The organism is Pseudoclavibacter sp. CFCC 13611 (assembly GCF_008831225.1).
In the GTDB taxonomy this organism is placed as follows: Bacteria; Actinomycetota; Actinomycetes; order Actinomycetales; family Microbacteriaceae; genus Pseudoclavibacter_A.
On sequence record NZ_WBKE01000002.1, the window covers coordinates 553,500 to 567,875 of the forward strand.

9 protein-coding genes are annotated in these 14,376 nt (G+C 66.9%); 3 read left to right on the forward strand and 6 right to left on the reverse strand.

Annotation, left to right across the window (positions count from 1 at the left end; genetic code table 11):
- The first annotated feature begins 91 nt into the window (after positions 1-91).
- The 3 genes from gltB (at position 92) to pyk (ending at position 7,798) form a co-directional block, all read left to right on the forward strand.
- A complete protein-coding gene (gltB, locus tag F8O08_RS06820; protein ID WP_158042901.1) occupies positions 92-4,708 on the forward strand; it encodes a glutamate synthase large subunit in 4,617 nt (1,538 codons plus the stop codon).
- On the forward strand, positions 4,701-6,176 hold the full coding sequence (locus F8O08_RS06825) for a glutamate synthase subunit beta (RefSeq protein WP_158042902.1): 1,476 nt from the start codon (positions 4,701-4,703) through the stop codon (positions 6,174-6,176). Before gltB ends, F8O08_RS06825 begins: the two co-directional genes overlap by 8 nt.
- A gap of 119 nt (positions 6,177-6,295) precedes the next feature.
- Positions 6,296-7,798 (forward strand): pyruvate kinase, encoded by a 1,503-nt coding sequence (gene pyk, locus F8O08_RS06830; RefSeq protein WP_158042903.1) that lies wholly within the window; start codon positions 6,296-6,298, stop codon positions 7,796-7,798.
- A gap of 20 nt (positions 7,799-7,818) precedes the next feature.
- Here pyk and mnhG read toward each other — a convergent pair whose 3' ends face one another.
- The 6 genes from mnhG to F8O08_RS06860 are packed head-to-tail and all read right to left on the reverse strand — an operon-like array spanning position 7,819 to position 14,267.
- Positions 7,819-8,199: a monovalent cation/H(+) antiporter subunit G gene (mnhG, locus tag F8O08_RS06835; RefSeq protein WP_158042904.1), complete on the reverse strand. Its 381-nt coding sequence runs from the start codon at positions 8,197-8,199 to the stop codon at positions 7,819-7,821.
- Entirely contained in the window at positions 8,189-8,494 is a 306-nt protein-coding gene (locus tag F8O08_RS06840; protein WP_158031545.1) for a monovalent cation/H+ antiporter complex subunit F, read from the reverse strand. Before F8O08_RS06840 ends, mnhG begins: the two co-directional genes overlap by 11 nt.
- A gap of 4 nt (positions 8,495-8,498) precedes the next feature.
- On the reverse strand, positions 8,499-9,152 hold the full coding sequence (locus F8O08_RS06845) for a Na+/H+ antiporter subunit E (RefSeq protein ID WP_158042905.1): 654 nt from the start codon (positions 9,150-9,152) through the stop codon (positions 8,499-8,501).
- On the reverse strand, positions 9,149-10,726 hold the full coding sequence (locus F8O08_RS06850; RefSeq protein WP_158042906.1) for a Na+/H+ antiporter subunit D: 1,578 nt from the start codon (positions 10,724-10,726) through the stop codon (positions 9,149-9,151). Before F8O08_RS06850 ends, F8O08_RS06845 begins: the two co-directional genes overlap by 4 nt.
- Complete coding sequence (locus tag F8O08_RS06855; RefSeq protein WP_158042907.1) at positions 10,723-11,250, reverse strand: NADH-quinone oxidoreductase subunit K; 528 nt, start codon at positions 11,248-11,250, stop codon at positions 10,723-10,725. Before F8O08_RS06855 ends, F8O08_RS06850 begins: the two co-directional genes overlap by 4 nt.
- Positions 11,247-14,267, reverse strand: coding sequence for a Na+/H+ antiporter subunit A (locus tag F8O08_RS06860; RefSeq protein ID WP_225733597.1), 3,021 nt, complete (start codon positions 14,265-14,267; stop codon positions 11,247-11,249). The genes F8O08_RS06855 and F8O08_RS06860 overlap by 4 nt, the downstream gene beginning before the upstream one ends.
- Between the last annotated feature and the right edge of the window lie 109 nt (positions 14,268-14,376).

Below are 14,376 nucleotides of genomic sequence, written 5' to 3' on the forward strand. Positions count from 1 at the left end.
CGTAACACGGCCGTCATGAACACGAGCTCTCGTGACCATGAGCGCATACGAGCAGACGCTTCTGAGCCGGCGCGCATGAAGGAGTCCTACAATGCAGAGTCACTCCGCATCCACTGCAGAGCATCGCCATTCGGGCACAGCGCCCGACTCCGAGTTCACCCGGTTCAGTCACATCCCCGGCGATGCCGGTCTCTACCGACGTGAAGCAGAGAAAGACGCCTGCGGGCTGGCCATGGTGGCCACCCTGCGTGGAACACCCGGCCATGACATCGTCGATCACGCGCTCAACGCACTGCGCAACCTCGAACACCGCGGTGCCGTCGGATCTGACGCCGGCACGGGTGACGGCGCCGGCATCCTGCTGCAGATTCCGCATCGCTTCTTCAGCGAGGTCGTCGATTTCGCCCTGCCAGACAAAGGCGAGTACGCAGCCGGCATGATCTATCTGCCGCTTGATCAGGTGCAGCGCGAGCGCGCGAAGCGCACCATCGATCTCATCGCCCGCGAAGAGGGGCTGACCGTGCTCGGATGGCGCGAAGTGCCCACCGACGACAGCGCCGTTGGCACCCAGGCGCGGGAGACGATGCCGGCTTTCGAGCAGATCTTCGTGGCTCGGCTGGGAGTCGACGGGCCGACCGCTCGCGGCATCGAACTCGACCGCATCGTCTACCGACTTCGGCGCCGTGCCAGCAAGACCACAGACGTCTTCATCCCGTCGCTGTCGAGCCGCACCATCGTCTATAAAGGCATGGTCACGACGCTGCAGCTCGAGCCCTTCTTTCCCGATCTCTCTGACGAACGCTTCGAGACCGAACTGGCCCTCGTGCACTCCCGGTACTCGACCAATACCTTCCCGTCGTGGCCCCTCGCGCAGCCGTTCCGCATGATCGCGCACAACGGCGAGATCAACACGGTGAAGGGCAACCGCAACTCCATGAGGGCCCGTCAGGCGGACATCTCCAGCCCGCTGCTCGGCGACCTCAGCGGTCTCACTCCGCTGGTCTCCGACGGCGGCAGCGACTCCGCGTCGTTCGACGAGACGCTCGAGCTGCTGCACCTCGGCGGTCGTTCGCTGCCGCACGCGGTGCTGATGATGGTGCCCGAGGCGTGGGAGCACAACGAGCACATGGACCCGGAGCTCAAGGCGTTCTATGCCTACCATGCCACCCTGATCGAGCCCTGGGACGGGCCGGCCGCCATCTCGTTCACCGACGGCACGCTCGTCGGCGCGACGCTTGACCGCAACGGCCTGCGCCCGGGACGCTACGTGATCACCCGCGACGGGCTCGTCGTGGTCGGCAGCGAGACCGGCGTCATCGACGTCGCACCAGAGAACGTGATGCGCCGCGGGCGGCTGCAGCCCGGTCGTATGTTCCTGGTCGACACCAAGGCCGGTCGCATCGTTCCCGACAGAGAGGTCAAGCAGACGCTCGCCGAGCAGAAGCCGTGGAAGAAATGGCTCGACGATGTGCAGGTCTCTCTGAAGGATCTGCCGGAGCGCGAGCACATCCTGCACACCCGTGCCTCGGTGTCCCGTCGTCAGCGAACCTTCGGCTACACCGAAGAAGACCTGACCATGCTGATCGGCCCCATGGCCAAGGCCGGCGCCGAACCGCTCGGCGCGATGGGCACCGACACGCCGATCGCCGCACTCAGCGAGAAGCCGCGCCTGCTCTTCGACTACTTCACCCAGACCTTCGCCCAGGTCACAAACCCGCCGCTTGACTCGATTCGTGAGCAGCTGGTGACAGCGCTCTCGGCGGGCATCGGCCCAGAGCAGAACCTGCTCAGCCTCGAACCGGCGTCGGCTCGTCAGGTGCGGATCGACTTTCCGGTCATCACCAATGACCAGCTCGCGAAGATCCAGCACGTCGGTCGCCGCAGCGGCTTCACCGGCACCGTCACGCTGCGCTCGACCTACCCGGTGCACGACGGCGTCACCGGTCTGCGCCGTCGCCTCGACGAGATGTGCGACGAAGCGCTTGCCGCCGTGCAGCGCGGCGTGGAGTTCATCGTGATCAGCGACCGCGACTCGACAGCCGAACAGGCTCCGATTCCCTCGCTGCTGGCCATCGGCGCCATCAACCACCACCTGGTGCGACAGGAGTGTCGACGCCGAGTCGGTCTGATCGCCGAAGCCGGCGATGTGCGCGAGGTTCACCACGTCGCGACTCTGCTCGGCTACGGCGCGAGTGCGGTCAACCCGTATCTGGCCATGGAGAGTGCAGAGGATCTTGTGCGCTCCGGGCTGGTGCAGGGCGTCTCGGCCGACACCGCGGTGCGCAACCTGATCAAGGCGCTCGGCAAGGGCGTGCTCAAGATCATGTCGAAGATGGGCATCTCGACGGTGGCCTCCTACGTCGGCGCACAGACATTCGAAGCGGTCGGCATCTCGCAAGAGGTCATCGACGAGTTCTTCACCGGCACCGTCTCGAAGCTCGGCGGCATCGGCCTGCTCGAGATCGAGCACGACAACGCCCGACGCCATGCACTGGCGTACCCGCTCGAACCTGCGGCCACCGTGCATCAGCAGCTGCCGGTCGGCGGAGAGTACAAGTGGCGCCGGGACGGCTCCGCTCACCTCTTCAACCCCGACACGATCTTCCGTCTGCAGCACTGCACGAAGACGCGCCGCTACGACATCTTCAAGGAGTACACCGATCTCGTCGACGACCAGTCGCGCGAGCTCAAGACCATTCGCGGGCTCTTCCGTCTGCGCACCGAGCCCGGACAGAGCATCCCCATCGACGAGGTCGAACCGGCCAGCGAGCTGTTCAAGCGGTTCTCGACCGGCGCGATGAGCTACGGCTCGATCTCGCAGGAGGCCCACCAGACCCTCGCGATCGCGATGAATCGCATCGGCGGCAAGTCCAACACCGGTGAGGGCGGCGAAGACCTCGAAAGGCTGCTCGATCCCGAACGGCGCAGCTCCATCAAGCAGGTGGCCTCGGGGCGCTTCGGGGTGACCAGCATGTACCTGGCGCACGCCGACGACCTGCAGATCAAGCTCGCCCAAGGAGCCAAGCCCGGTGAGGGCGGCCAGCTGCCGGGGGCGAAGATGTACCCGTGGATCGCGCGCACGCGGCACTCGACGGCAGGCGTCGGACTGATCTCGCCGCCCCCGCATCACGACATCTATTCGATCGAAGATCTCAAACAGCTCATCTTCGATCTGAAGCGGGCCAACCCGAAGGCGCGCATCCATGTGAAGCTGGTGAGCGAGAACGGCATCGGCGCAGTGGCCGCAGGCGTCGCTAAGGCCAAGGCCGACGTGGTGCTGGTCTCAGGCCATGACGGCGGCACCGGCGCCAGCCCGCTGAACTCGCTGAAGCATGCGGGCACTCCGTGGGAGATCGGCCTGGCCGAGACACAGCAGACGCTGCAGCTCAACGGGCTGCGCGACCGCGTCGTCGTGCAGGCCGACGGCCAGCTCAAGACCGGACGCGACGTGATCATCGCCGCACTGCTCGGGGCCGAGGAGTTCGGGTTCGCCACGACGGCACTGGTCGTCGAGGGCTGCATCATGATGCGCGTCTGCCACAAAGACACCTGCCCGGTCGGCGTCGCGACGCAGAACCCTGAGCTGCGTTCGCGGTTCACCGGCAAGGCCGAGCACGTGGTGACCTTCTTCGAGTTCATCGCCCAGCAGGTGCGCGAGTACATGGCCGAGCTCGGTGTGCGCACCATGGAAGAGCTGATCGGTCGCACAGATCTGCTCGACGTGGCCCCGGCCGCTACAGAGCTCAAGGCACAGGGGCTCGATCTCGACCCGATTCTGCACGGACCGGAACTGCCCGCCGACGCACCGAGACGACATCTCGTCAACCAGGATCACGAGCTCGAGCAGCACTTCGACAATCAGCTCATCGCACTCTCTCAGGCCGCGATCGAGACCGGCGAACCAGTGCACATCGACCTGGGCATCCGCAACACGGAGCGTGCGGTCGGCACCATGCTCGGCTACCACGTGACGATGGCACACGGGGCCGAGGGGCTGCCCGACGGCACGATCGACGTGACCCTGCACGGCTCGGCCGGGCAGTCACTGGGCGCCTTTCTGCCGCACGGCGTCACGCTGCGTCTCGAAGGCGACAGTAACGACTATGTCGGCAAGGGGCTCAGCGGCGGACAGCTCGTGCTGTACCCGCCTGCCGGCACCCGCTTCGTCGCCGAGCACAACGTCATCGCTGGCAACGTGATCGGCTACGGGGCGACCAGCGGCACGATGCTGCTGCGGGGGCTCGTCGGCGAACGCTTTCTGGTGCGCAACTCGGGAGCGACCGCCGTGGTCGAGGGCGTGGGCGATCACGCGCTCGAGTACATGACGGGCGGCGTGGCCGTCATTCTCGGCCGCACAGGCCGGAACATCGGCGCCGGCATGTCGGGCGGCATCGCCCTGGTGCATGATCTCGAGCGTGATCGCATCAACGTCGAGGCGCTGGCGGGCAACGAGCTGCAGCTGCTCGAGCTGGACGCCGACGACATCGCACTGCTGCACGACCTGCTCGAACGTCACCGCATCGAGACCGGGTCGACGGTCGCCGAGCGCATGCTCGCTGACTTCGACGAGACGGTCACGCACTTCACCAAACTGCTGCCGACCAACTACGCTCGTGTGCTGCGAGCCCGGTCGGACGCCGAGGCGCAGGGGCTTGACCCCGACGGCGCCGAGGTCTGGAACACGATCTTGGAGGTCACACGTGGCTGACCCACATGGTTTTCTCACCGTTCGCAATCGCGCCCTGCCCAAGCGGCGTCCGGTCGACGTGCGCATCATGGACTGGAAAGAGGTCTACGAGCGCCAGGATCCGCTGCAGCTGCAGGAGCAGTCGTCGCGCTGCATGGACTGCGGCGTGCCCTTCTGTCACAGCGGCTGCCCCCTCGGCAACCTGATCCCGGAATGGAACGATCTCGTCTGGCGCCAGCATCCGCAGGATGCCATCGAACGGCTGCACGCGACTAACAACTTTCCCGAGTTCACCGGACGCCTCTGCCCGGCGCCCTGCGAGTCGGCCTGCGTGCTCGGCATCAACCAGCCGGCGGTCACGATCAAGCAGATCGAGGTCTCGATCATCGACCAGGCCTACGATCGCGGCTGGGTCGAGCCGCATCAGCCGGAGCGTCTGAGCGGCAAGAGCGTGGCCGTCGTCGGCTCAGGCCCGGCAGGACTCGCCGCGGCGCAGCAGCTCACTCGTGCCGGGCACACTGTGGTCGTCTATGAACGCGACGACCGCATCGGGGGGCTCCTGCGTTATGGCATTCCCGACTTCAAGCTCGAGAAGAAGGTGCTCGACGCCCGACTGAACCAGATGATGGCTGAGGGCACCCGCTTCCGCAGCGGCGTGAACGTCGGCACCGACATCTCGTGGCAGCAGCTGCGCGAGCGCTTTGACGCGGTCGTCGTGACCACGGGCGCGACCACGCCGCGAGACCTGCCGATGCCGGGGCGGGAGCTCCACGGCATCCACTTCGCGATGGACTATCTCACCCAGGCGAACCGAGTCGTGGCCGGCGACGAGGTCGCCGACCAGATCAACGCGCGTGGCAAGCACGTCATCGTCATCGGCGGCGGCGACACCGGTTCAGACTGCATCGGCACCGCGATCCGGCAGGGGGCGGCATCGGTGACCAACCTCGCCATCGGCCGCCAGCCGGGCATCACCAGGTCGAATCACGAGCCCTGGCCCACCATGCCGAAGCTCTTCGAGGTCTCGACCTCGCACGAAGAGGCCGACGGACACGGCGGCGAGCGGAGGTTCCTGGCCTGCACCGAGGCGTTCGTCGGCGACGATGACGGACACGTACGTGCGCTGCGCATCGCCGAGACGGAGTACCGCGCCGACGGTTCGCGAGGCCCGAAAGACGGCACCGAGAGCGATCTGCCGGCTGACTTGGTCTTCATCGCGATGGGCTTCACCGGTCCCGAGGTCAACGGCGCAGACGAGCAGATCGGCCTGTCGACGACGGGCAGGGGCGCGCTGGAGCGCGAGAACGACTACTCGACCGACGTCGACGGCGTGTTCGTCGCGGGCGACGCCGGACGCGGACAGTCGCTCATCGTCTGGGCGATCGCAGAGGGCCGGGCCGCCGCCGCGCAGGTCGACCAGTACCTCGAGGGCGAGACGGTGCTTCCGCGGCCGGTCGCGGCCAACGACCGAGCGATGAGCGTGCGGTGAGTGTGCGGTGAACGTCCGGTGACCCGACATCGGCGGTGACCCGCGACGTTCGTCTCACGTTCAACGCAGCGGCCTAGAATTGACTCGGCAGAACGAACTGTCGAACCGATTGGAGTGGCATGCGACGCAGAGCGAAGATCATCGCGACACTGGGGCCGTCGACGGACGACGCCGAGGTCATCGAGAGCATGATCCGTGCGGGCATGGACGTCGCCCGCATCAACATGAGCCACGGCGACCACGAGCAGCACCGGCGCTACATCGCGACGGTGCGCGAAGTCGCCGCTCGACTGCACAAACCGGTCGGCGTGCTGGTCGATCTGCAGGGGCCGAAGATCAGGCTGGCGCAGTTCGCTGCGGGGCCGCAGATCCTCGCCGTCGGCGACACGTTCACGATCACCACGCGCGATGTGCCGGGTGACGCCGACATCGTGGGCACCACCTTCGCCGATCTGCCCAAAAACGTGAGCGTCGGCGACCAGCTGCTGATCGACGACGGGAACATCTCGCTGCGCGCCACTGCTGTGGACGCCACAGACGTCACCTGCGAGGTGGTCGTGGGCGGCCGTGTCTCAGACCACAAGGGCATCAATCTGCCCGGTGTGGCGGTGGATGTTCCCGCACTGAGCGATCGCGACGAAGAGAACCTGCACTGGGCACTGGACCTCGGCGTCGACCTGATCGCACTCTCGTTCGTGCGCAGCCCCGACGATGTCACCGCGGTGCGCGAGGTGATGGCCGCCCATGGCGTGCGGCTGCCGGTGATCGCCAAGATCGAGAAGCCCCAGGCCGTCGAGGTGCTCGACGCGATCACCGAGGCCTTCGACATGGTGATGGTGGCTCGCGGCGATTTGGGGGTCGAACTGCCCCTCGAACAGGTGCCGGTCGTGCAGAAGCGTGCCATCGAGCTCGCGCGCCAGTGTGCCCGCCCCGTGATCGTCGCCACACAGATGCTCGAATCGATGATCACCAGCGCACGCCCGACCCGCGCCGAGGCGTCAGACTGCGCGAACGCGGTGCTGGACGGTGCCGACGCACTCATGCTCAGCGGCGAGACCTCAGTGGGCGCCCACCCGGTCGAGACGGTGCAGACGATGTCGAACATCATCGAGTCGATCGAGCAGCACGGCCTGCATCGCATTCCGCCGCTCGGCACTCAGCCGCACACGCTGGCCGGCGCCATCACCCGCGCGGCCGTCGAGGTGGCGCACCATGTCGATGCGAAGTATCTGTGCGTCTTCACCGCCAGCGGCAACACGGCACGTCGGGTCTCGCGCCTGCGCGACGAGCTGCCGCTGCTGGTCTTCACCTATGACGATTCGACTCGGCGTGCGATGACGCCGATCTGGGGCGTGGAGTCGGTGCTCGTGCCGTTTCTGCAGACCACGGACGAGATCGTGCTGAGCGTCGACACCTACCTGATCGACTCGGGGCGGGCGAAACCGGGCGAGCGCGTCATCGTCGCCGCCGGGAGCCCGCCCGGCATCCCCGGGTCGACCAACGACCTGCGGGTGCTCACCGTCGGCGAGGCGGTCGGACAGGCCGCGCCGGGGTACCGGCAGACCACGGCACAGATGATGCAGAGCGCAGTCGCCGAGAGTCGCGAGACGATCATCCGCTGATCATCGCCCTGCGGCACCGTTCAGCGCACGTTCGGGGAGCCGCTGTGCTCCTCGTCGGCCTCGGCGATGTGCTCGGCGAGCTCGTCGACCACGAGCAGATCGTCTCGCAGATCGTCGCTGCGATAGTGAGCGCGCCCGACCATATGGGCTGCGATGGGGGCGGTGAGCATCTGCAGAGTGATGAGCACGATCGCGGTGCCGATCACCAGGGGAGTGGGGTTCAGCACGGCGATCGCCGCGGTGACGCAGATGAGCCCGAGAATCTGCGGCTTGGTGGCCGCATGCATGCGCGAGAGCAGATCGGGAAAGCGCAGCAGGCCGACTGCGGCCGAGAGCGAGAGCAGCGCGCCCAGGCCGAGCAGAACCCCGGCGATCGTGAAGCGAATCGTGTCACCGTCCATCTGCGGCCTCCTCCGGTGCTTCGTCGCGCAGCGGATCTTTCGCCGTGACCAGAAAGCGTGACACGGCGAATGACCCGATCACCCCGAACATCGCGAGCACGATCAGAATCGGCATGGTGTGCGTGTGTCCGGTCACGGCCATCTCGGTGCCCAGAGCGCACATCAGCGTCACCAGCAGCACGTCTGAGGCGACGATGCGGTCGAGAACGCTCGGTCCGCGCACGATGCGCAGAATGCACAGTGCAGCAGTCGCCCCGTAGACGACCACCAGCAGGATCGTGAGCCAGGTGGGCATGATGTCAGCGCTCCTCTCGTGACGTCGGCGTCGACAGATCGACGGGTGATGTGTGAGCCGGCGTCGAGTCGGAGCCGCTCTCGTGATGCGGGCCCCTTCGCGCATCCGCACGCCGACGGGCGGCCAGACCCCGCACCGCCTGTCGCTCGGCGGAACTGCCCAACGCCATGATGATGCGAGCCTCCTGATCGAGCGCCTGACAGCGGGCGCGTTCGATGTCGGCCGCAGTCCGCACGCCGAAGGCATGCACGTACAGCACTCCGTTGTTGCGGTCGATCTCGACGACCAGTGAGCCCGGCACCAGCGAGATCGCCTCGGCCGTCAGGGTGATGATGAGGTCGTCGGTGGTGTGCAGATCGAATTTGACCACGGCACCGGTGGGCCGCCACCAGGGCCAAAGCGCCTGCGCGGCGACGATCATCGAGGCGCGGATGATGTCGAGGGTCAGTCGCACGAAGGCGTAGGCCGCCGAGATCGGATGCAGACGCCCGGTGATCTCGAGCGGCGGCAGATAGAACATCGCGACCAGCATCCAACTGATCACCAGCCCGCCGATCACGGTGAACGCGTCGAGCTTGCCCCAAAGCAGGCACCAGACCACCGTGAGCACGATGACGGTGAGCAGCTCCTGCCAGCCGGCCCTGAGCCTCTGTCTCATGCTGCACCTCCGCTCAGCGGGCCGAGCAGGGCGGCGATCATCCAGAGCGGGTCTGCCACGGTGGTCGCGGCCCGGTCGGCGAAGCCCAGCAGAGGCCCGGCGAAGACCGTGAGCGCGAGGGTGAGCACGACCATGCCTGCGGTTGCTGAGATCATCAGCTTTGACACGTCACGCTGCGCGACTCTGCGGGGCGGGGCCAACGGGTTCTCCTGCAGCGATCGGAGCATGCGGCTATGCCGGCGGTCGGGGTCGATCGCGGGTCGCCAGAAACCGAGGTTCCAGACCCGGGCCAGAGGGTACAGCGTCAGCAGCGAAGTGAGGATCATCGCTCCGATGACCACCCACGTCAGCCAGTTGGCCGTCTGAACGCCGGCCAGGATCAGGGCGAGCTTGCCGATGAACCCGCTGAACGGCGGGATGCCGCCGAGGTTGAGCGCGGGCACCAGGAACAGCGCCGAGATCAGCGGCGAGGCGTTGAGCACTCCGCTGAGCCGCGTCAGCGACGTGGTGCCGCCGACTCGTTCGACCAGGCCGACCGCCAGGAAGAGGGTGGTCTGCACGGTGATGTGATGCACCATGTAGTAGATCGTGGCTGCGATGCCCGCCTGCGTGCCCAGGGCGATGCCGAAGAGCATGTAGCCGATGTGGCTGACCAGGGTGAACGAGAGCAGTCGCCTGATGTCGGCCTGAGCGATCGCGCCCATGATGCCGATCAGCAGCGTGAAGAAGGCGAGGGTCATCAGCGGAGCGCTCACGTCGTGATGGGCGAAGAGCAGCGTCTCGGTACGGATGATCGCGTAGACGCCGACTTTCGTGAGCAGGCCGGCGAACACTGCCGTCACAGGCGCCGGTGCGGTCGGGTATGAGTCGGGCAGCCAGAACGACAGCGGGAAGACCGCCGCTTTGATGCAGAAGCCGAGCAGGAGCGACAGATGCACGATGGTCTGCGTCTCGGCAGGCAGCTCGGGAATGCGCTGGGCGAGCTGCGCCATGTTCACGGTGCCGGTCGCGCCATAGAGCAGCGCGATCGCGACGAGAAAGAACACCGACGAGACCAGCGAGACGACGATGTAGATGACTCCCGAACGGATGCGCGGGCCGGTTCCGCCGAGGGTGATCAGCACATAGCTGGCCGCGAGCATGATCTCGAAGCCGACGAACATGTTGAACAGGTCGCCGGCCAGAAAGGCGTTGAAGAGACCGGCTGCGAGCACCAAGTAGGTCGGCTGGAAGATCGTCACGGGCGTCTCGGCGTCTCCGTCGGTGATGCCCTGACCGATGGCGTAGACCAAGACGCCGAGCAGCATGGTCGTGGCGACGACGACGAGCAGAGCGCTGAGCCGGTCGGCCACCAGCGAGATGCCCCACGGCGCCTGCCAGCCGCCCAACACGATGCTCACGACGTTGTCATGGTCGGCGGCCACCAGAGTGGCGACGCCGATGCCGAGCACGACGAGCAGGGTGCCGAGGGTGACCACGATCTGCGTCTTGGGGCGCCGCCCGAGCAGCAGCGAGGTCGCCGCAGCCGCGAGCGGCAGCGCGACGATGATCGGCAGCAGCTGTGCGATGTTCATCGATGGCCTCTCTGTCGATCGTGGCGGTTTGGTGCGGATGCGGTGCTCGAGTCGTCTGCGTCGGAGACATCGTCGCCGCTGTCGTTCGCGTCGCTGGCGTCGATGGCCTGGTGCAGAGCGGCGTCATCGCCCGCGGCCTGTCGCACGAGCATGGCGGTCTCGTCATCGGCATGCAGGTCTGAGCCGGGCACTGCCGTGTGCTCCTCGGTGTGCTCCTGGCGAGACAGCCGCCAGTTTCGGTAGATCAGGGCCAGCAGCAGCGCGGTGATGCCGAAGGTGATCACGATGGCGGTGAGCGTGAGGGCCTGCGGCAGGGGATCGGCCATCTGATCGCTGGTGACGCCGTCTTCGACGATCGGTGCCTCTCCGGGCGGGCCTGCGACGATGATGAGAAGCAGGTTCGTCGCGTTGCCGATGAGCAGAAAGCCGATCAGGATTCGACTGAGGCTGCGCTCGAGCATCGCATAGACGCCGCAGGCGTACATGACGGCCATCAAGACGATCAGAGTGAGGGAGACGCTCATCGCACGCCCTCCGCCCAGTCGTCGACGATCGATTCGTCTGAGACGGACTGCTCGTCGATGCCAGCGCCGAGTGAGCGCAGTACGTCGAACACCAGCCCGAGCACGACGAGATAGACGCCGATGTCGAAGAGTGTGGGGGTGCCGAGCTTCACCTCACCGATGATCGGCAGCGTCGCCTGCCACCACAGCGAGGTGAGGAACGGCTCGCCGAAGAGCATGGAGAGGGCTCCCGTGCCGACCGCTGTGGCGAGCCCGGTGCCGAGCAGGACTCCTGGTGGCACCGGAAGGGCCTCCCCGAGCTCGTAGCGGCCGGCGGCCAGATAGCGCAGCACCAGGGCGAGACCGGCGACGAGTCCGCCGGCGAAGCCGCCGCCGGGCTGGTTGTGCCCGGCGATCAGCAGCATCACCGAGATCAGCATGAGCGGCAGGAAGAGCAGCCGGACGACGACCTCGACCATCAGCGACCGATGATCGGGGGCCAAGGTTCGGCCGGCCATCAGCCAGCTTCGGCGGGTGCTGTCGTCGTCGACCTCGTCGTGCGCGTCAATGGTGCGCTGCAGCGCCGTCTGACTGACGGGACGGCCGGTGTTCGGGTCGACCACGGGCAGGGCCCCGGTGACCGGTTCGACGACGGGTGCCAGACGCTGCAGGCGACGGCGTCGCTGGCCCTGGGCGCTGATCGAAGGGACTCTGCCGGTGCGGTGGGTGACGAAGACCAGACTGGCCACACCCGTGGCGACGGCGACCAGCACCGAGATCTCGCCCATGGTGTCCCAGCCACGCAGATCGACGAGAAGCACGTTGACCACGTTGCGACCGTACCCTTCGAGATATGCCAGATCGGGCATCTGCGCTGAGATCGGCGTCTGGCTGCGCGCACCCACGACGGCGAGTGCGACGCCGCCCATGACCGCCCCGACGGCGACGGCGATGACGGCCTTGGGCCAGACCCGCTTGATTCCCTCGGCTCGTTCGAAATGCCGCGGAAGGCGACGCGCGACCAGCACGAAGATCACGAGGGTCACGGTCTCGACCAGCAGCTGCGTGAGCGCGAGGTCGGGGGCGCCCTGCAGCGTGAAGAGCGCGACCATGCCGTAGCCGGTGGCTCCGACCAAGAGCATGGCCAGCAGACGGCGCCGGGCACGGACGGCGGCGAGGGCCGCGACGGCCATCAGGGCGGCTATGCCGAGCTGTGCGACGGAGTGGAACGGCACCATCTCGCCGGGCCAGAGCTGCACGCGCAGCAGGGCCAGTCCGAGCGCCGCGACGAAGGCGACGAAGACGGTGCCCAGATAGCCGGGCAGACCGCCGCGCTGTGCGAACAGCGTCACCCGAGCCGAGATCCAGTCGGTTGCGGCGAGTGTCGCCGAATACCACCGGGAGAGTTCGATCCAGTCCGGCACCCTGGCCTGGAGCTTCGCCACGGGTCGTCTCAGCACGAAGAGCAGCGCTCCGAGTGCGATGACGATCGCACTGATGCCCAGGGCCGGGGTGAAGCCGTGCCAGAGCGCGAGATGCAGCGGATGCTCACCGGCGGGCAGCGCCGCGGCGGTCGCCGTCGCGAGATGGTCGAGGCCGGTCGGCCAGACCGCCAGCAGCAGCGAGAGCCCCAAGAGGATGACCGGGCCGATGAGCCCCACATTGCCGTGCGCCTGTGGCTGGCTGCAGTCGACGAGCACGTGCACGGTGCTGGTGTCGACGTTGGACGATCCGGTCTTGCGCGGGCGGCTGCTGAGGGCTCCGAAGGCGAACCGAGCGGAGTACGCGACGGTGAGCACGGAACCGAGTGCGGCGACTGCCGTCACCCAGACCGACCAGCCGTGCTGCCAGTCGAGCATGGCCGTCAGAGCGCTCTCTTTGGCCAGGAACCCCAGCATCGGCGGCAGCCCTGCCATCGATGCCGCGCTCAGCGCGGTGACGACCGCGAGCAGCGGATGGCCGCGCCCGAGACCTCGCAGCGCGCGCAGATCCCGGGTGCCGAAGTTGTGATCGATCACTCCGACGATCATGAACAGGCTGGCCTTGAACAGCGAGTGGGCGACGAGCAGAGCCAGAGCCGCGACCGCAGCGTCGTGGGTGCCGATCGCGGCGACGGTGATGAGCAGGCCGAGCTGGCTGACGGTGCCGTAGGCGAGCAGCAGCTTCAAGTCATACTGACGCAAGGCTCGCCAGCCGCCGATCAGCAGTGTGACGAGGCCGAGCGGAACCAGCACTTCGTGCCACCCCGGCACTTGGGCGTAGCCGGGCGCGAAGCGCAGCACCAGATAGATGCCCGCCTTGACCATCGCCGCCGAGTGCAGGTAGGCGCTCACCGGCGTGGGGCCGGCCATGGCTGAGGGCAGCCAGAAATGGAAGGGGACGATCGCCGACTTGCTCAGTGCGCCGATCACGATCATGAGCACCGCCCAGGGCGTGCCGGCGCTCATCACGGGGTCTGCGATGATCTGAGTCAGAGAGGTCGTGCCGTTGTCGACCACCAGAATGGCCACGCCCACCAACATGATCAGCCCGCCGAAGGTCGTCACCAGCAGCGCCTGGAGCGCAGCGCCTCGCGACTCACGTCGGTCAGAGGTGTGCCCGATCAACAGATAGGAGAGCACGCTCGTGACCTCCCAGAACACGAACATCACGACGATGTCGTCGCTGGTAACCAGACCGAGCATGACTGCGGCGAAGCTGGTCAGCAGCGTGGCGAACCGGCTGAGAGAGGGCTCGGAGTCGGTGAAGTAGGCGCTGCAGTAGAACAGCACCAGCGCGCCGACGCCGGTGACGACCAGCGACATCGCCCAGCTCAGGGCGTCCAGCTGGAACGAGAGGCTCACCCCGAGCTGGGGAATCCACGGCAGATCGAACGCCGGAACCGCTCCGGAGAGCACCTTCGGCGCTTCGGCGAGCAGTGCGACGAAGGCGACGGCGACGACAGCGCCGATCGGCACGAACCCGCGTGATCCCCAACGTCGCACAGATGGCCAGGCTATGAGCATGGCGACCAGTACTGCGACGAAGGCTACGGGCACGGACTCACCTCACGAGATCGGGGGCATTCAGGGTCTCAAACGTATGCGTCGGGAAGAATATTCCCAATACTACCCGTTCGTTTGAGGCCCAGCAGCGTGGCCGCCGGGC

Excerpts from the sequence above, each read along its gene's own strand:
- F8O08_RS06840 (WP_158031545.1), bottom strand. The coding sequence starts at position 8,494 with ATGCCCACCTGGCTCACGATCCTGCTGGTGGTCGTCTACGGGGCGACT.
- pyk (WP_158042903.1), top strand. The coding sequence starts at position 6,296 with ATGCGACGCAGAGCGAAGATCATCGCGACACTGGGGCCGTCGACGGAC.
- F8O08_RS06850 (WP_158042906.1), bottom strand. The coding sequence starts at position 10,726 with ATGAACATCGCACAGCTGCTGCCGATCATCGTCGCGCTGCCGCTCGCG.
- mnhG (WP_158042904.1), bottom strand. The coding sequence starts at position 8,199 with ATGGACGGTGACACGATTCGCTTCACGATCGCCGGGGTTCTGCTCGGC.
- gltB (WP_158042901.1), top strand. The coding sequence starts at position 92 with ATGCAGAGTCACTCCGCATCCACTGCAGAGCATCGCCATTCGGGCACA.
- F8O08_RS06845 (WP_158042905.1), bottom strand. The coding sequence starts at position 9,152 with ATGAGACAGAGGCTCAGGGCCGGCTGGCAGGAGCTGCTCACCGTCATC.
- F8O08_RS06855 (WP_158042907.1), bottom strand. The coding sequence starts at position 11,250 with ATGAGCGTCTCCCTCACTCTGATCGTCTTGATGGCCGTCATGTACGCC.